Below are 17350 nucleotides of genomic sequence, written 5' to 3'. Positions count from 1 at the left end.
TTCTTTCCTTCGTGGTCTCGTATGGAGAGCTATTAGCTCTCGATGGCGACGGTGTCTTCGGGATCGATATGGACCCCTCCGTCGTCGTCGATCTTCACTACAAAGACCGGTACAGGTTCGTAGGCTGGCAGGCTCAGCGGCTTGCCGGTATCAAGGGAGAACAGCGAACCGTGTGCCCAGCATTCGATAGCGCCGTCTTCAACAAAGCCTTCGGCAAGAGAGATGTCACCGTGCGTGCAGGTGTCACCGATCGCGTGAACTTCGCCAGCTGAGTCCTTGACGACGCAGATTGCGGTGCCGTCTAGTTCCACACGGTAGGCCTTATTGGGCTCGAGCTCATCAATGCCGCAGACGCGCTGGGCGGTCACGAGTTCGTGCCTTCCAACTCAGATTCAATTGCAGTCTGCAGTCGAGCTTCGAGCCGCTCGTCTCCGACCTTTTGGACGATCTCGGCGAGGAATCCGATGACGACGAGGCGACGAGCCTCGATCTCAGAGATGCCGCGGGCCTGCAGATAGAACAACTGCTCGTCGTCGAAACGGCCAGTTGCGCTGGCGTGACCCGCTCCTTGAATGTCGCCAGTTTCGATCTCGAGGTTCGGGATCGAGTCGGCGCGAGTGCCCTCAGTGAGCACGAGGTTACGGTTCTGCTCGTAACTATCGGTCCCGGAGCCACCGCTGCCGATAAGCACGTCCCCGACCCACACCGTGCGTGCCCCGGCACCCTGGAGGGCGCCCTTGTAGTTCACGCGGCCGCGAGTCTGCGCGGCCTGGTGGTGAAGATAGACACGCTGTTCAAGGTGTTGTCCCTCGTCGGCGAAGTAGAGCCCGTACAGTTCGCCGTCAGCGCCCTCCCCCGACAGATGTACTGACGGATTCACGCGCACAACCTTGCCGCCAAGCGACACCACAGTGTGCTTGAGAGTCGCGTCGCGGCCAACTTGAACGAAGTGGCTTGCTAGGTGGATAGCGTCGTCAGCCCAGTCTTGAACGCTTACAACGTTCAAGGTCGCACCATCTTCGACCACAATCTCAACGTTCTCGCTGAGTAAGGCCGATCCTGACGATTCGATAAGCACTGTGCTGTTGCTATGGGGGCGAGCAGTTATCACGGTGTGTGCCGCTCGAGCTGTAGTGCCCATGTCTGAGCGAGCGATTCGTACCGTGGCGTGTTCTTCGCCCGTGACCGTGATTGCCAACGCCTTTTCGAAATTGGTCCAAGCGTTAGCGGATGCGCGATCCTCAGGTTTGCCCGCCGAGGCGACGCGAGCGTCGTCCCGAGCAACCCACTCAACCGTGATGTTCTCGGGAGCATCGGTCTCGATTGCGTAGGGTGTGCCGTCAAGGGCGTCATCGAGAAGCGGTTTGATCAGCTTCACCGGGGTGAGCTTCCAATCCGCTTCTAGGCCGTTGACGGGGGCGAAATCGGCGTGTTCGAACGACTTGGGGCGTGCAGAGCGCGTTTGAACAGGAACGAAACCCTTATCGTCCGCGTCCCAGCCGCCGTCACTATGGGCCTTGAGTCCGTGTTGTTCTGGTGTAACGAGCGTCATTTAGCCGACGGATCCTTCCATGCTCAGTTCAATGAGCTTATTGAGTTCGAAGGCGTACTCCATGGGCAGTTCGCGCGCAATGGGTTCGATGAAGCCTCGGACGATCATCGCCATTGCCTCATCTTCTTCCATGCCGCGAGACTGAAGATAGAAGAGTTGCTCAGCGCTGACCTTCGAAACTGTTGCTTCGTGGCCAAGCTGAACGTCATCCACGCGGATGTCAATCGCCGGGTAGGTATCAGAGCGCGAAATAGTGTCAACCAAGAGTGCATCGCAACGAACCGTGTTCGCCGAGTGATGGGCTTTCTCGTCGACGCGGACTTCACCACGGTAACCGGCTCGGCCACCACCACGGGCGACAGACTTCGAAACGATCGACGACGTCGTGTATGGCGCCATGTGGATCATCTTCGCGCCGGCGTCCTGATGCTGACCTGGGCCGGCGAAAGCAACCGAAAGAGTCTCGCCCTTTGCGTGCTCGCCAACCAAGTAGATCGACGGGTACTTCATCGTGACCTTGGAGCCAATGTTTCCATCAATCCACTCCATGGTTGCACCTTCGTGCGCGATCGCGCGCTTGGTCACCAGGTTGTACACGTTGTTTGACCAGTTCTGAATCGTCGTGTAGCGAACGCGTGCGTTCTTCTTCACGATGATCTCAACGACGGCAGAGTGCAGCGAGTCCGACTTATAGATCGGTGCAGTACAACCTTCGATGTAATGAACGTAGGAGCCCTCGTCCGCAATGATGAGAGTGCGCTCGAACTGCCCCATGTTCTCGGTGTTGATGCGGAAATAGGCCTGAAGGGGAATCTCTACGTGAACGCCCTTGGGAACGTAAACGAAGGAGCCGCCGGACCATACAGCAGTGTTCAACGCGGCAAACTTGTTGTCTCCCGCGGGAATTACCGTGCCGAAGTACTCGTCGAAAAACTCGGGGTGCTCGCGCAGCGCCGTGTCGGTGTCCATAAAGATAACGCCCTGAGCTTCGAGCTCAGCGTTGATCGAATGGAAGACGACTTCGGACTCGTACTGTGCTGCGACGCCCGAAACCAGACGGTTACGTTCTGCTTCAGGGATGCCCAACTTCTCGTAGGTATCACGGATGTCAGCGGGAAGGTCTTCCCACGTCTGCGCCTGCTTCTCAGTGGAGCGCACAAAGTATTTGATGTTGTCGAAGTCGATGCCCGACAGGTCGGCGCCCCACTTCGGCATCGGTTTACGACCGAATAGCTCAAGGCCCTTGAGGCGCAGCTTGAGCATTGATTCGGGTTCATTCTTCAACGTAGAGATGTCGCGAACGACTTCTTCGTTGATGCCCCGTCGTGCAGAAGCTCCCGCAGCGTCGGAGTCAGCCCAGCCAAACTCATACTGGCCCATGCCATTGAGTTCCGGACGATCGATCAGCACGTCAGACATTGGTACCTCTTTTCCTGCCTCTATCAACCAAGGTGGCTGCGTTGGCATTCCATCGCACAGCACATTGCCGGGAAAATTTCGAGAGGTGCGCGTGCGCTGTGACAAAACACTGCACGGGCGAACTTAGACTGAAACAGGACAAGCAAGGGATTACCTCGCTGTCATCATTGACTTCCCGGCATGGGCTGTGTTCCTGAACGCAATCCATTCTACAGGCAGAAGCTAGAAATAACAGGAGGTACGGCCGTGAACGCCGTTATCGCACGTTTGCCCAAGTCCGTCGACGCGCGAGTGCGAATATTTGCGGTGACTTCACTGGTGATCCAAATCTTGATTGTGGCGACTGGCGGCGCCGTTCGTCTGACCGGTTCCGGCCTCGGATGCCCAACATGGCCACTCTGCACCGACGCATCATTAGTCGCAACGCCAGAAATGGGGTTGCACGGCGCTATCGAGTTCGGCAACAGACTGCTGTCAATCCTCGTTGGATTTGTCGCCATTATTATGGTGTTGATGGTGCTTCGGCTTCGCCGTGAGCGCCGAGACCTTATGGCGCTGGCTCTCGTCATCTTGGGCGGTACCGTGCTTCAAGGACTCATCGGCGGCCTCTCGGTGCGGGTCAAACTCGACCCAAGCATTGTGGGCGTTCACTACGCTATTTCAGCAATTCTCGTGGCCGTGAGCGCTGCCCTCGTCTATCGAGTCTGGATGGGGCTTCGTGGGCCTGAACTCACCGTCTCACGACCCATTGCGATCCTCACGCACGTCACGAGCCTCTTGGTCGCTCTCACGATCGCTGCCGGCATCCTCACAACCGGGGCAGGTCCGCACGCCGGTGACGACGGTACTGCGCGCAACGGATTGGATGCGGGCATCCTGCAGCACGTGCACAGCTGGCCAGGCTACGCGCTCATCGCAGCGACTTTGGCCCTCGTGATTGTGCTTGCCCGCGGCAATCATCGCCGCATCATGGACTTCGCGATCATCCTCTTGGTGCTTGAAATCGTTCAAGCATTGATCGGCATCGTCCAGTCACGAAGCGGACTGCCGATCCTTCTCGTGGGCAGCCACATGGTCATCGCGTGCACAATCGCGGCCGCAATGACTGCGGTGGTGCTGTCGCTCCGGTCATCGACGTCGCCGACGGTGGAGCCTCCTAAAAAGGCCGACACCCGAATCACGGTCGAAGAGCAGTCCCACTAATCGCGTTTGCGAACCTCGTCACTTAGAACGGGAGCAGCGGGTCGATTCCGACCGCGAGAAAGACGAGCGTCAAATAGCTGATTGAACTGTGGAAGACGCGCATCGCCTTGACTTCGCCGTGGCGGATCGCCGTTGAATACAAACGGTGAGACTCGATGATGAACCATGCACCGCTGCCTGCAGCAACCACTGTGTAGACGATCCCCATGTCGGCGATCGGCACCAGCAGTAACGAGCAGGCAACCGTCGCCCAGGCGTACAAGATGACTTGCAGTCCAACAGCCGCGCGGCCTCGAACAACGGCGAGCATCGGAACGCCGACCGCCTGGTACTCCGAACGGTATTTCATCGACAGAGGCCAATAGTGTGGCGGAGTCCAGAGGAATACGACGGCGAAAAGCACCCAGGCTGCCCATGACAAATCATTCGTCACAGCGGCCCAGCCGATGAGAACGGGCATACAGCCAGCGATGCCGCCCCAAATGATGTTTTGAGGAGTGCGGCGCTTCAATAGCAACGTGTAGATGAGTACATAAAAGAGAATCGCGAACAGCGACAGTGCAGCGGCAAGCCAGTTTGTGAGCAACCCGAGCCAGACAACAGAGCCAACTCCGGAGATCCACGCGAACAGAAGCGCTTCACGATCACTCAATTCGCCTGTGACAAGTGGTCGGTTCTTAGTGCGGGCCATCACACGGTCGATATCGCGGTCAATGTAGCAGTTGAAGGCGTTCGCCGAGGATGCGCTAAGGATTCCTCCGACGAGAGTGGCCAAAACTAGCCACAAATTGGGTATTCTTCCGGCAGCGAGAACCATGACAGGCACGGTCGTGACGAGCAGAAGCTCAATGACCCGCGGTTTCGTGAGCGCAACGTAGGCGCGAATCTTACGAAGGATGCCAATGCGTTCCTGCTGCTGGGGGGCTTCTAAAGTGACATCCATACCCTCGATTCTAAGCTGTTGCGAAGATTGTTCGGACCGCGAGCGTAGCGAAGCAGCGATCGCATGCTCGGTTCCCTATACTTGTGGTGCCCGCCTGTCTATGGCCTGCTCGTGCACAGCTTTTATGCAGCACGGCGCAACCACTGACCGAGCCAATGTTGTCGCGTGGCGGGTCGTTCATGTGCCTTAATCGTTTCTGGTTGGGCACTTCGCTTGCAGAAGGGTCAGTATTCTCATGGCAGCTTTTCAATGGGATCACATCGATAACAAAGCGGTAGATACCGCTCGAATTCTTGCGGCAGATGCTGTTGAGAAGGTCGGTAACGGGCATCCCGGTACCGCGATGAGTTTGGCGCCTGCCGCGTACTTGCTCTTTCAGAAGGTGATGCGTCGCGATCCAAGCGACGACAAGTGGCTTGGCCGCGACCGGTTCATCCTCTCTGTAGGCCACAGCTCACTCACCCAGTACGTACAGCTTTACTTGGGTGGCTACGGACTCGAGCTCGATGACCTCAAGGCGCTGCGCACGTGGGGTTCGCTTACTCCTGGCCACCCCGAGTTCGGGCACACCAAAGGCGTAGAGATTACGACTGGCCCCCTGGGCCAAGGCATCGCTTCGTCTGTTGGATTCGCGTACGCTGCGCGATTCGAACGTGGCCTTTTCGATCCCGAAGCTGAGGCAGGAACGAGCCCCTTCGATCACTTCGTTTACGTGATCGCTGGTGACGGAGACCTCCAAGAAGGCGTATCCGCAGAGGCATCCTCACTTGCTGGCCACCAGAAGCTCGGCAACCTTATTGCCATCTATGACAGCAACCAGATTTCCATTGAAGACGACACGAAGATTGCCTTCACTGAAGATGTCAAAATGCGGTACGAGGCCTACAACTGGCACGTGCAGGTTGTCGACTGGAAGAAGACAGGCGAATACGTCGAAGACGTAGAAGCCCTCAACGCTGCCATTGAACAGGCCAAGTCCGTCACGGACCAGCCGTCGATGATCATCCTGCGCACCATCATTGGCTGGCCAGCTCCCAGCAAACAGAACACGGGAAAGATCCACGGCTCGGCCCTTGGCGCTGAAGAACTCGCCGGCACTAAAAAGGCTCTTGGTTTCGATCCTGAACAGAGCTTCGTCGTTGACGATGATGTGATTGCCCACACCCGACTGGCTGTGGAGCGTGGCAAGCAGGAGCGCGCTGAATGGACCGAAACGTTCGACCAGTGGGCAACAGCTAACCCTGAGCGCAAGGTTCTGCTCGATCGGGTTCTCGCTGGCGAATTGCCCGAGGGCATTGATGCGGCGCTCCCCCACTTCGAAGCGGGCAAAGATGTTTCCACTCGTGCTGCGAGTGGCAAAGTGCTCGGTGCTATTGGCGCAGTGATGCCTGAACTCTGGGGCGGCTCTTCCGACCTCGCTGAGTCAAACCTCACGACGATCGCTGGCGGACAATCCTTCATCCCGAGCGAGCACTCTACCGGCGAGTGGAGCGGCAACGAGTACGGCCGCGTACTCCATTTCGGTATTCGTGAGCACGCCATGGGCGCGATCATCAATGGAATAGTGCTTCACGGAAACACCCGAGCATTTGGCGGAACGTTCCTTATCTTCAGCGATTACATGCGTCCGGCAGTTCGACTTGCCGCACTCATGGCGGTGCCCTCGATTTTCGTCTGGACTCACGATTCGATCGCTCTTGGCGAAGACGGTCCGACCCACCAACCCATTGAGCAACTGGCCAGCCTGCGCATGATTCCGGGTATGGATGTCGTGCGTCCTGCTGACGCCAACGAAACCTCATGGGCGTGGAAGACGATCCTTGAGCGCCGTAACGGACCAGCGGGAATTGCGCTGACTCGTCAAAACGTGCCGACATTCGAGCGGGGCGATGATGTTGCTAGCGGTGAGACATTCGCGTCGGCTTCCCACGTTGCCCAGGGTGCGTACGTTCTCGCCGAGGCTCCGAACGGAACTCCCGATGTGATCCTGATCGCCACTGGCTCAGAGGTTCAGCTCGCAGTCGAAGCACGCGAGACGCTCAAGGCAGATGGTATCAATGCTCGTGTTGTATCTGCGCCGAGTCTCGAATGGTTCGCGGAGCAGAGCGCGGAATATCGCGAGTCTGTTTTGCCTTCTACAGTGCGGGCACGCGTTTCGGTTGAAGCAGGCGTATCCACCGGATGGCGGGAATACGTCGGCGACGCTGGCCGAAGCATTTCGATTGACCACTTCGGTGCGTCGGCGGACTACAAGACACTTTTCCGAGAGTTTGGCATCACCACCGAGGCCGTAGTGGCCGCAGCACGCGATTCTCTGGCTGCCCTCTAGGCACCCTGAATAAGGAGACAACAATGACTAACGAAACACCCACCGCGACTCTTTCCGCTGTCGGCGTGAGCATCTGGCTCGACGACCTGTCCCGTGAGCGAATCAACTCGGGCGGACTCCAGTCCCTTATCAAGTCACGCAACGTTGTTGGCGTCACGACCAACCCCACGATCTTTGCTACAGCCTTGGCTAAAGGCGAGGCGTACGACGACCAAGTTGCCGCTCTCGCCGCCGCAGGAAAAAGCGTTACCGAAGCAGTGTTCGAGATCACCACAGATGACGTCGCCGCCGCCAGCGATATCTTCCGCCCTGTCTACGATGCCACCAGCGGACGCGACGGTCGAGTTTCTATTGAAGTAGAGCCCGGACTTGCGCATGACGCGGCAGGAACGATCGCTCAGGCGCAAGAACTGTGGGCCAAGGTTGCCCGCGAAAACGCGATGATCAAGATTCCGGCGACCGTTGAGGGCCTCGAAGCGATCACCGAGACCATTGCCGCGGGAATCAGCGTAAACGTCACGCTCATCTTTAGCTTGGCTCGCCACCGCGACGTCATTGAGGCCTATCTTGTCGGCCTCGAGAAGGCTAAGGCCGCCGGGCACGACCTGTCGAAGATTCACTCAGTCGCTTCGTTCTTCGTGTCACGTGTCGACACCGAAATCGACAAGCGTCTTGACGCTCTCGGTACAGACGATGCTAAGTCCCTCAAAAGCAAGGCCGGGATCGCCAACGCTCGTCTTGCGTACCAGGTGTACGAGAACGCGTTCGCCACGGACCGTGCTCAGACACTTATCGCGGCTGGTGCAAACAAGCAACGGCCGTTGTGGGCATCAACTGGGGTGAAGGACCCGAGCCTCCCGGACACCTTGTACGTCACCGAGCTTGCCGTCGGCGAAACCGTAAACACGATGCCCGAGAAGACTCTTGAAGCAACCTTTGACCACGGTGTTATTGACGGCGAGCAAGTCACTGGCAACTACGCCGCAGCGACTATCACGCTCGACGCACTCACCGCGCTCGGAATCTCGTATGACGAGGTGACCGCGCTTCTTGAGAAAGAAGGTGTCGAGAAGTTCATCGTCTCGTGGAACGAATTGCTCGACACCGTTTCGGCTGCTCTTGAGGCCGCAAAATGAGTGTCAAAATTGCGGTTTCCGGGGCGGCGGCAGAAGCCGTTGACCGGATCGTTCCTCAGCTGGTCAACGACCTCGTAGCGAGTCGTATCACTGGTGGCGATTCCACTTTGTGGGGTCCGGACGCCGAAGAAGAGTCGGCCAAGCGCTTGGGGTGGGTGGAAGCTGTCTCCGTTGGACGTCCCATGATCGAAGATATTTACGCGCTGCGCGACAAACTTCGTGCCGATGGCGTTAACCACTTCGTCTTGGGCGGAATGGGCGGTTCGTCACTTGCCCCCGAAGTAATCACCCGCACTTATGGCGTCGAACTGACGGTTCTCGACTCGACAGATCCTGCCCAGGTGTCGGCTGCTCTCGCCGATCGACTCAGCACTACTGCGGTGGTCATTTCGTCAAAGTCGGGTTCGACACTTGAGACTGACTCCCAGAAGCGAATCTACGAGAAGTTCTTCACCGATGCTGGTATCGACCCGCGTGAACGAATTGTCATTGTCACCGACCCTGCATCGCCGATGGATGTCGCGGCTCGCGCTGCCGGCTACCGGGTGTTCAACGCCGATCCCAACGTGGGTGGCCGTTACTCGGCGCTCACTGCCTTCGGCCTTGTGCCTTCTGGGCTTGCCGGAGTCGACCTCTCAGAGCTTCTCGATGAGGCAGAAGCGGTCATGGTTGAACTGGCTGTAGACAACGAGAGCAACCCGGGCCTTATCCTCGGTGCAGCGATTGCTGGTGCCGACCCGCTCAAAGACAAGCTCGCTATCGTCGCTGACGGTACCCACATCCTCGGCTTTGGCGACTGGGCTGAACAGCTTATCGCCGAGTCCACCGGGAAGCTGGGTAAGGGCATCCTTCCGGTCGTTCTTCGCACCGATTCTCCTGAGATCGCTGAAAGCCTTGATGATCTTCAAATCGTTCGCCTCGTCGGCGAGTGGGACGACACCAAAGAGGTCCTTGACGGCGAGATTGAAATTGCTGGATCACTCGGTGGTCAATTGCTGCTGTGGGAATACGCCACAGTAGTTGCCGGCCGGCTACTCGGCATCAACCCGTTCGATCAGCCTGATGTTGAAGCAGCCAAGAACGCTGCGCGCGAGCTGATCGACAACCCCACTCCCCCGGTAGCTCCTGCTTTCACCGTTGGCGACATCGAGGTTCGTGGCACTGACGGCGTTGTAGCTAACAGCGACGATCTCGCCGGAGTCGTTTCTTCACTCCTGTCGTACCTTGACGACGACGGCTATGTGGCGATTCAGGCTTACGCCGACCGCACGGCTTATCCTGAGCTTGCTGAGATTCGCGAGCGTGCGGCCGCGCGAGCTAAGCGTCCTGTTACTTTCGGATGGGGTCCGCGCTTCTTGCACTCCACCGGCCAGTTTCACAAAGGCGGGCCAGCAATCGGAGTGTTCCTTCAGATCATCGTGGTCGAAGATACCGATTTGCAGATTCCCGACCGCCCGTTTACTTTCGGACAGTTCATTCGCGCACAGGCCGCAGGTGACGCCAGCGTGCTGGCCGAACACGGTCGCCCCGTTCTGAGCCTCACAGTATCGAACCCCAAGGTGTCGTTACCGCTGGTTCTCGACGCGATCGGATAGCTGCAGCCCTTACGTGCTGCACACAGAGGAGAAGTATGTCCCCCGTTGACATCAGTGCTGACTTCAACCCACTGCGGTTGAGCTCCGACCGCAGGCTAAACCGCATTGCTGGTCCGAGTGCTCTCGTCATTTTTGGAGTAACCGGAGACTTATCGCGCAAGAAACTGATGCCTGCTGTCTACGATCTTGCCAATCGGGGGCTACTTCCCCCAGGTTTCGCTCTCGTCGGTTTCGCCAGACGTGATTGGGAAGATCAGGACTTTGAACAGGTCGTGCACGATGCTGTCAAACAGTATGCGCGGACACCGTTCGACGAGGATGTGTGGAAACAACTCGCACAGGGAATCCGCTTTGTGCAGGGCGAATTCGACGACGCGGAGGCATTTGAGCGGCTGAAGACGACACTCGCTGACCTCGACCGCGAACGAGGAACCATGGGCAACCATGCGTTCTATCTCTCAATTCCCCCCAAGTCCTTCCCGCAAGTTACCGAACAGCTTCGCAACTCCGGGCTCGCGGAGCAGCAGGACGGACGGTGGAGCCGGGTCGTTATTGAAAAACCGTTCGGCAGCGACCTTAAGACGGCTCGTGAACTCAACGATGTCGTCGAATCGGTCTTTCCTCCCGATAGTGTTTTCCGGATCGACCATTACCTCGGTAAAGAGACTGTTCAGAACATTTTGGCGCTGCGCTTTGCCAATCAGCTCTACGAACCCCTCTGGAACTCGAACCACGTCGATCACGTGCAAATCACCATGGCCGAAGACATCGGAGTGGGAGGCCGGGCAGGCTACTACGACGGGATCGGAGCGGCTCGCGATGTGATCCAGAATCACCTCCTGCAATTGCTCGCGCTCACCGCAATGGAAGAACCAGTCTCATTCGATGCCTCAGACTTGCGCGCCGAGAAGGAAAAGGTGCTTTCTGCTGTTCGTTTGCCGGCCGATCTCTCCGAGCACACTGCTCGCGGACAGTATGAGGGTGGCTGGCAAGGCGGCGAAAAAGTCGAAGGCTTCCTTGAAGAAGAGGGGATGAATCCGGAGTCGACAACAGAGACCTACGCCGCGATTCGCCTCGATATCGGCACTCGCCGGTGGGCAGGGGTTCCGTTCTACCTTCGTGCGGGAAAACGCTTGGGTCGACGTGTCACCGAGATCGCAGTTGTCTTCAAACGTGCACCGCAGTACCTCTTTGAAGAGAGTCGCACGTCTGCTCTTGGCCAAAATGCGCTGGTAATCCGGGTTCAGCCCGATGAAGGCGTCACAATCCGGTTCGGATCTAAAGTTCCCGGCGCAGAAATGCACGTTCGCGACGTCACGATGGACTTCGGCTACGGCCACGCCTTTACCGAGGCAAGCCCCGAAGCCTATGAGCGGCTCATCTTAGACGTCTTGCTCGGCGACCCTCCGTTGTTCCCTCGGCACGAAGAAGTCGAACTGAGCTGGAAAATTCTCGATCCTATTGAAGAATTCTGGGCAACGCAGGGCGCTCCGGAACAATACCGTCCCGGCACTTGGGGCCCGACGTCTGCGGACGATCTCATGGCGCGCGACGGCCGAGTTTGGAGACGACCATGATCGTAGACCTGCCCAACACCACCACTTCCAAGATATCCAAGGCACTGGTTCGCATTCGTGAAGAAGGCGGAGCCGTAGCGCTCGGTCGTGTGCTGACACTGATCATTGCCACCGAATTCGGCAATGAAGAAGAGGCGATCGAGGCCGCAAACGACGCCTCACGCGAGCATCCAATGCGGGTCTTGGTGATTTCAACAAGCAGCGCAGCCTCCGAGAGCTATCAAGAGCCACGGGTCGATGCTCAAATTCGCGTCGGCGGCGATGCCGGCGCGAGTGAAGTCATTGTTGTTATGGCGTACGGGGACGCCGCTCTCGACCAAGAGAGTCTTGTCACGGGACTTCTGCTTCCCGATGCTCCGGTCGTGGCGTGGTGGCCAGGAGAGGCACCAGCAAATGCGTCCGAATCACCATTGGGCAGGATTGCTCAGCGTCGAATTACCGATGCGGCCGCCAACGCGAATCCGTTAGAAGCAATGCACCGGATGTGTAAGACCTACGTCCCGGGAGACACGGACTTTGCGTGGACCAGGCTCACTCTGTGGCGCGCACAACTCGCGGCAGTGCTCGACCAGCCCCCGTATGAGTCGATTGCCGCGGTGACGGTCAGTGGTGCGGCTGCATCGCCCTCAACCATGCTGCTCGCCGCCTGGCTTCAAATGCAGCTCGAAGTGACGGTGTCGCTCGAGGTTACCGACGGCTCGCCCGTGCCTACCGGTATTCATTCGGTAGTCCTCGAACGAAAGTCGGGAACTATCCAGTTGGAGCGAAATCTCGCAAACATCGCAACCTTGACTCAGCCCGATCAGCCGGTTCACGACATTTCCCTGCCACGGAGGAGCCTCCGAGACTGTCTCGCAGAGGAACTCCGGCGTCTCGACCCCGATAGCCTCTTCGGAGATGTCGTTCGTCGAGGAGTGAGCGAACTGACTGAATCACGCTCGGGAACGTCAACGAAAGCGAAGAAATAGTGAGTAACGAACGTCGCGCCATAGTTCACTCGACCAAGCCCAAGCTGGCCCAAGCCGTGGCTAAAAGATTTCTCGCAAAAGTCCCTCACATCATCGCTGAATTCGACGAGGCGACTGTTGTTCTCACGGGAGGGACGATGGGACAGGCTGTGTTGACGGCCATAAACGAGTCCCCAAAACGCAATCAGGTTGACTGGTCGCGAGTGAATTTTTGGTGGGGTGACGAGCGCTGGCTGCCCGCGGGCGACCCAGAACGAAACGATGTTCAAGCGCGAGCCGCGTTACTTGACCACGTTGCGATCGACCCTGCGCGCGTTCATCCATTCGCCGCGTCAGATGCAGGCATCAGCCTGGATGATGCGGCCGAGGCCTATTCGCAGGAGTTGGCTAAACACTCCGCACGATCTGGCAAGTACCCGAATTTTGACATCGTTTTTCTCGGAGTGGGCCCAGACGGCCACATCGCATCTCTCTTTCCCGAGAGAGAAGGTATCCGTGAAACGGAGCGTACCGTCATCGCGGTACGCAACTCCCCGAAGCCGCCGAGCGAACGACTTAGTCTTACTTTGCTGGTCATCAACTCCTCGGCACGCATCTGGGCCGTAGTCGCTGGTGCCGATAAAGCATCTGCGCTAGGACTTACCTTGGCAGGAGCAAGTTTCAACGAAGTTCCGGCCGCGGGCCTCGAGGGGCGTCGTAAAACCCTGTTCTTCGTTGACTCAGACGCCGCTGCCCAAGTCCCGGACTCCCTGATCGACCCTGGCGAGTTTTGGACGAGCGCAGATTCGACCGACGAGCACTAAAACTCGCACTGATCGCACCTTTAACAAAGCAATGGGCCCCACCTAATCGGTGGGGCCCATTGCTTTAAGGAAATTCGGTTTGTTAAGGCAGTGAGGGACTTACCGTTCCACGACGGGTCCGAAGCTGAAGGAGCGCCTCATCGAGCAGCTCGGTCGCTTCGTCGTCGCTTCGACGCTCTTTGACGTACGCGAGGTGCGTCTTATACGGCGCCACCTTCTCTGCAGAAGGTGGGTTCTCTTTATCGCGTCCAGCAGGAAGCCCCGAGGACGGGCAATCAATAGTTTCGGGAATATCTTCGTCAGCCACATTGGCCGCGAACGACCGCACTGTTTCGTTGCCTCGCGCATCCCAGTAAGAGACCTGGATACGTTCCGCGTGAAAACCACGGTCTTGTTCGCCCATAGGACCTGCGCCAACGCGTGATCCGCGAATTGCACTACCGCCTGATGCCACTGTGTTCCCTTTGTCTAGTGAGGCTAGAGATTCCTAGTTGAACTTAGTGATCAGACCAAGAACCACGATGCAGCTGATCCAAATGACGCCGAGGATGACCGTGATGCGGTTCAGGTTGCGTTCCGCAACCCCAGACGCACCGAGGTTAGACGTCACTCCTCCGCCGAACATATCGGAGAGACCTCCGCCGCGACCGCGGTGGAGCAGAATAAGAAGTGTGAGCAGTAAGCTCGTCATACCGAGCACTACTTGCAACACAACCTGGAGAATTTCCACAAAAAACCTTTCGAACAGGCCGTACAGGCCTCGAACAGTATACCGGCTAGGTGCCGACGTGCTTGGAGAAGCGCGAAATGCTAGCGAACTCAGCGACATCCAAGCTTGCACCGCCTACGAGAGCACCATCAATATTAGGCTCTCGCATCAAGCTAGCAATGTTGGACGACTTTACCGAACCGCCGTAGAGGATGCGTGTCGCAGCAGCAATATCCTCACCAAGCACTTCTGCGAGCGTTTCGCGCAGTCGTGCGGCTACTTGTTCTGCTTGCTCTGGCGTCGCGGCTTTTCCCGAACCGATTGCCCATACCGGCTCGTAAGCAACAACGAGCTCAGGCGAACCAGAGATTCCGGCAAGCCCAGCCTTGAGCTGTGCTACCGGCACTGCACTGGGGCCGTGCTTCTCGAGGTCGTCTGCCGTTTCGCCGACGCAGAGAACAGGGACAAGTCCGTTCGCGAGAGCCGCTGCAACTTTACGCGAGAGCTGCTCATCCGTTTCGCCGTGCATCGTACGTCGTTCAGAGTGACCAACCAACACATAGCGACAATCGAGCGACGCAAGGAAGCTACCAGAGATTTCTCCCGTGTAGGCGCCTGACTCGTGCTCGGAGAGATCTTGGCCTCCGAAGCGCACCTCGAGCTTGTCTGCGGCGATAAGCGTCTGCACCGAACGGAGGTCGGTAAACGGCGGAAACACTGCGACTTCGGCGCCATCGGCACCGAAATCATGGTTCGCATCTTTCAAAGTCCAGGCGAGTTTCTGCACGAAAGCAATCGACTGGAGATGGTCAAGATTCATCTTCCAATTGCCTGCGATCAATGGAACACGTTTTAGCTTTGCCATCCGAGTACCTCCAGTCCGGGAAGCGGCTTGCCTTCGAGAAACTCGAGGCTTGCGCCACCACCAGTCGAAATGTGACCAAATTGGTCATCGTCAAAACCTAATGCACGAACAGCGGCGGCCGAGTCGCCTCCCCCGACGACACCGAATCCTTGCGTCTCCGTCAACGCCTCGGCAATCGCGCGGGTGCCCGCAGCAAAGGCGGGGAACTCGAACACACCCATCGGACCGTTCCAGAAAACTGTTTTCGAAGCGCGCACGACTTCGGCAAATCGTGCCGCAGTTTCAGGCCCGATGTCTAAGCCGATTCCTGCAGCGCCAAATTCTGTATTTTCAATCTCATGTGCAGCCGTGACGACGTGAGCTGCATCAGCTCCGAACGAGGCAGCAACGACGATGTCGGTCGGGAGGATGATCTCGACGCCAAGCTCAGCAGCCTGTGCAAGGTACTTCTTCACCGTCTCAAGTTGGTCTGCTTCGAGCAAGCTCGCTCCGACCTTGAATCCTTGAGCAGCGAGGAACGTGAAGAGCATGCCGCCTCCGACGAGGAGCGAATCCACGCGCGGAAGTAGCGATCCGATGACGTCGAGCTTGTCGGAGACCTTCGAGCCGCCCAAAACCACCGCGTAGGGACGCTGAGGGCCAACCGTCAAGCGCTCGAGAACCTTGAGTTCGGTTTCGATTAAGACGCCGGCTGCACTCGGCAGCATCGTGGCGAGCTCAAAGACGCTTGCTTGTTTGCGATGTACTACCCCGAACCCGTCAGAGACGAACGCGTCACCGAAGCGAGCGAGCTTGCTGGCAAACTCTGCGCGTTCCGTCTCTGACTTGGAGGTTTCTCCCGAATTGAACCGCAGATTTTCTAGCAGCGCGACGCCACAGTCTTCGAGTTCCGCAACAGCATTCTCTGCTGCATGGCCCACGGTGTCCTTCGCAAAAACGACCGCTTTGCCGAGGAGCTCCGAAAGACGTTGCGCGACTGGTTCAAGGCTGTATTGCGAGTCCGGCTCGCCACCAGGGCGGCCAAGATGCGACACGATGACAACTCGCGCACCCTCATTGATGAGGGCATTGAGAGTGGGAAGCGACGCACGAATGCGACCGTCGTCTGTGATCTGACCGTCCTTGAGCGGAACGTTCAAGTCACAGCGAACAATGACGCGTTTCCCACGCAAGTCGCCAAGCGCTACTAGTGTTCTGAGGCTCATAGCTATCGGGGCTTAGAGGCGTTCGCCGACGTACTCTGCGACGTCAACGAGGCGGTTGGAGTAGCCCCACTCGTTGTCGTACCACGACGCTACCTTGACCTGGTTGCCGATCACCTTTGTGAGACCAGCATCGAAAATTGACGAGTGCGGGTCTCCAACGATGTCGCTGGACACGATTGCGTCTTCGGTGTACTTGAGGATGCCCTTGAGCGGGCCCTCTGCAGCAGCCTTGTATGCGGCATTGACCTGTTCGACAGTTACTTCGGAAGAAGTCGTGATGGTGAGGTCGGTGATCGATCCCGTAATCACGGGAACGCGCAAGGCGTAGCCATCAAGCTTTCCGACGAGCTCAGGAATAACCACACCGAGGGCCTTTGCGGCACCGGTCGAGGTCGGGATCACGTTCTGCGCTGCAGCGCGGGCGCGGCGCAGATCTCCGTGTGGGCCATCCTGAAGGTTCTGGTCAGCCGTGTAGGCGTGAACAGTCGTCATGAAGCCGGTGTCGATTCCGAAGTTGTCCATGAACACCTTGGCCAACGGCGCGAGGCAGTTGGTGGTGCACGAAGCGTTCGAAATGATGTTGTGCACGGCGGGGTCGTAGATCGCTTCGTTGACTCCGAGCACGACAGTAGCGACGTCATCGCCGGATGCGGGAGCAGAAACGATGACCTTCTTTGCGCCAGCAGCAATGTGCTTAGCAGCGTCGACCGACTTGGTGAAGTGGCCGGTTGACTCGATAACGATGTCAACGCCCAACTCGCCCCAGGGGAGGTTTGAGGGGTCGCGCTCGGCAAAGACTTTGATCGCCGTTCCATTGACAACGATCTGGTCGTTGTCGAACGTTACCTCGGCGTCAAGTCGACCGGTGATCGTGTCGTACTTAAGCAGATGCGCGAGAGTCTTGTTATCTGTGAGGTCATTTACCGCAACAATTTCAATGTTGCTGTCCTTGGCCATAGCCGCTCGAAAGAAGTTGCGACCAATGCGACCGAAACCATTAATACCGATTTTTACGCTCACTGTTGCTCCAGAAAATCAGGCGTCTA

16 protein-coding genes are annotated in these 17350 nt (G+C 57.8%); 7 read left to right on the top strand and 9 right to left on the bottom strand.

Going from position 1 to position 17350, the window contains the following annotated elements:
• Positions 1-32: 32 nt before the first annotated feature.
• The 3 genes from FFT87_RS09585 to sufB are packed head-to-tail and all read right to left on the bottom strand — an operon-like array spanning position 33 to position 2971.
• Positions 33-368: a non-heme iron oxygenase ferredoxin subunit gene (locus FFT87_RS09585; protein ID WP_219948519.1), complete on the bottom strand. Its 336-nt coding sequence runs from the start codon at positions 366-368 to the stop codon at positions 33-35.
• A complete protein-coding gene (sufD, locus tag FFT87_RS09580; RefSeq protein ID WP_219948518.1) occupies positions 365-1552 on the bottom strand; it encodes a Fe-S cluster assembly protein SufD in 1188 nt (395 codons plus the stop codon). Before sufD ends, FFT87_RS09585 begins: the two co-directional genes overlap by 4 nt.
• Complete coding sequence (gene sufB / locus FFT87_RS09575) at positions 1553-2971, bottom strand: Fe-S cluster assembly protein SufB (protein ID WP_010202529.1); 1419 nt, start codon at positions 2969-2971, stop codon at positions 1553-1555.
• Positions 2972-3217: 246 nt separating this feature from the next.
• Here sufB and FFT87_RS09570 point away from each other — a divergent pair, with 246 nt between their 5' ends.
• Complete coding sequence (locus tag FFT87_RS09570) at positions 3218-4174, top strand: heme A synthase (RefSeq protein ID WP_219948517.1); 957 nt, start codon at positions 3218-3220, stop codon at positions 4172-4174.
• Positions 4175-4196: 22 nt separating this feature from the next.
• On the opposite strand, the gene FFT87_RS09565 is transcribed toward FFT87_RS09570, so the two are convergent.
• Positions 4197-5117 carry a heme o synthase gene (locus tag FFT87_RS09565; protein WP_219948516.1) on the bottom strand — a complete coding sequence of 307 codons (921 nt, stop codon included), beginning with the start codon at positions 5115-5117 and terminating at the stop codon, positions 4197-4199.
• A 235-nt stretch (positions 5118-5352) separates the two neighbouring features.
• On the opposite strand from FFT87_RS09565, the gene tkt reads away from it, so the two are divergent.
• The 6 genes from tkt to pgl are packed head-to-tail and all read left to right on the top strand — an operon-like array spanning position 5353 to position 13525.
• Entirely contained in the window at positions 5353-7446 is a 2094-nt protein-coding gene (gene tkt, locus FFT87_RS09560) for a transketolase (protein ID WP_219948515.1), read from the top strand.
• A 23-nt stretch (positions 7447-7469) separates the two neighbouring features.
• Positions 7470-8582 carry a transaldolase gene (gene tal, locus FFT87_RS09555; RefSeq protein WP_219948514.1) on the top strand — a complete coding sequence of 371 codons (1113 nt, stop codon included), beginning with the start codon at positions 7470-7472 and terminating at the stop codon, positions 8580-8582.
• Positions 8579-10177, top strand: coding sequence for a glucose-6-phosphate isomerase (locus tag FFT87_RS09550; RefSeq protein WP_219948513.1), 1599 nt, complete (start codon positions 8579-8581; stop codon positions 10175-10177). Before tal ends, FFT87_RS09550 begins: the two co-directional genes overlap by 4 nt.
• A gap of 35 nt (positions 10178-10212) precedes the next feature.
• A complete protein-coding gene (gene zwf / locus FFT87_RS09545; RefSeq protein ID WP_219948512.1) occupies positions 10213-11754 on the top strand; it encodes a glucose-6-phosphate dehydrogenase in 1542 nt (513 codons plus the stop codon).
• Entirely contained in the window at positions 11751-12722 is a 972-nt protein-coding gene (locus FFT87_RS09540) for a glucose-6-phosphate dehydrogenase assembly protein OpcA (RefSeq protein ID WP_219948511.1), read from the top strand. Before zwf ends, FFT87_RS09540 begins: the two co-directional genes overlap by 4 nt.
• Positions 12722-13525 carry a 6-phosphogluconolactonase gene (pgl, locus tag FFT87_RS09535; protein WP_219948510.1) on the top strand — a complete coding sequence of 268 codons (804 nt, stop codon included), beginning with the start codon at positions 12722-12724 and terminating at the stop codon, positions 13523-13525. The genes FFT87_RS09540 and pgl overlap by 1 nt, the downstream gene beginning before the upstream one ends.
• An 82-nt stretch (positions 13526-13607) precedes the next feature.
• Here the strand turns inward: pgl and FFT87_RS09530 are convergent, their stop codons facing one another.
• Genes FFT87_RS09530 through gap form a run of 5 tightly spaced genes read right to left on the bottom strand, consistent with a single transcriptional unit; the run spans position 13608 to position 17324 of the window.
• On the bottom strand, positions 13608-13979 hold the full coding sequence (locus FFT87_RS09530; protein ID WP_219948509.1) for an RNA polymerase-binding protein RbpA: 372 nt from the start codon (positions 13977-13979) through the stop codon (positions 13608-13610).
• A gap of 33 nt (positions 13980-14012) precedes the next feature.
• Positions 14013-14255, bottom strand: a complete 243-nt coding sequence (secG, locus tag FFT87_RS09525) for a preprotein translocase subunit SecG (protein ID WP_219948508.1) — start codon at positions 14253-14255, stop codon at positions 14013-14015.
• Between the two features lie 46 nt (positions 14256-14301).
• Positions 14302-15099, bottom strand: coding sequence for a triose-phosphate isomerase (tpiA, locus tag FFT87_RS09520; protein WP_219948507.1), 798 nt, complete (start codon positions 15097-15099; stop codon positions 14302-14304).
• Complete coding sequence (gene pgk, locus FFT87_RS09515; protein WP_219948506.1) at positions 15087-16304, bottom strand: phosphoglycerate kinase; 1218 nt, start codon at positions 16302-16304, stop codon at positions 15087-15089. Before pgk ends, tpiA begins: the two co-directional genes overlap by 13 nt.
• 12 nt (positions 16305-16316) lie before the next feature.
• Complete coding sequence (gene gap, locus FFT87_RS09510; protein ID WP_219948505.1) at positions 16317-17324, bottom strand: type I glyceraldehyde-3-phosphate dehydrogenase; 1008 nt, start codon at positions 17322-17324, stop codon at positions 16317-16319.
• Positions 17325-17350: the final 26 nt, after the last annotated feature.

The organism is Salinibacterium sp. M195, assembly GCF_019443965.1.
Taxonomy (GTDB): domain Bacteria; phylum Actinomycetota; class Actinomycetes; order Actinomycetales; family Microbacteriaceae; genus Rhodoglobus.
Note: the sequence above shows the minus strand (reverse complement) of the source record. Positions and strands in the feature narration are given on the sequence as shown.

What these genes read in the sequence shown, in the direction of transcription:
- pgk (WP_219948506.1), bottom strand. Translation starts at nt 16,304, where the DNA reads ATGAGCCTCAGAACACTAGTAGCGCTTGGCGACTTGCGTGGGAAACGC.
- tpiA (WP_219948507.1), bottom strand. Translation starts at nt 15,099, where the DNA reads ATGGCAAAGCTAAAACGTGTTCCATTGATCGCAGGCAATTGGAAGATG.
- FFT87_RS09565 (WP_219948516.1), bottom strand. Translation starts at nt 5,117, where the DNA reads ATGGATGTCACTTTAGAAGCCCCCCAGCAGCAGGAACGCATTGGCATC.
- zwf (WP_219948512.1), top strand. Translation starts at nt 10,213, where the DNA reads ATGTCCCCCGTTGACATCAGTGCTGACTTCAACCCACTGCGGTTGAGC.
- FFT87_RS09550 (WP_219948513.1), top strand. Translation starts at nt 8,579, where the DNA reads ATGAGTGTCAAAATTGCGGTTTCCGGGGCGGCGGCAGAAGCCGTTGAC.
- tkt (WP_219948515.1), top strand. Translation starts at nt 5,353, where the DNA reads ATGGCAGCTTTTCAATGGGATCACATCGATAACAAAGCGGTAGATACC.
- FFT87_RS09540 (WP_219948511.1), top strand. Translation starts at nt 11,751, where the DNA reads ATGATCGTAGACCTGCCCAACACCACCACTTCCAAGATATCCAAGGCA.
- sufB (WP_010202529.1), bottom strand. Translation starts at nt 2,971, where the DNA reads ATGTCTGACGTGCTGATCGATCGTCCGGAACTCAATGGCATGGGCCAG.
- sufD (WP_219948518.1), bottom strand. Translation starts at nt 1,552, where the DNA reads ATGACGCTCGTTACACCAGAACAACACGGACTCAAGGCCCATAGTGAC.
- tal (WP_219948514.1), top strand. Translation starts at nt 7,470, where the DNA reads ATGACTAACGAAACACCCACCGCGACTCTTTCCGCTGTCGGCGTGAGC.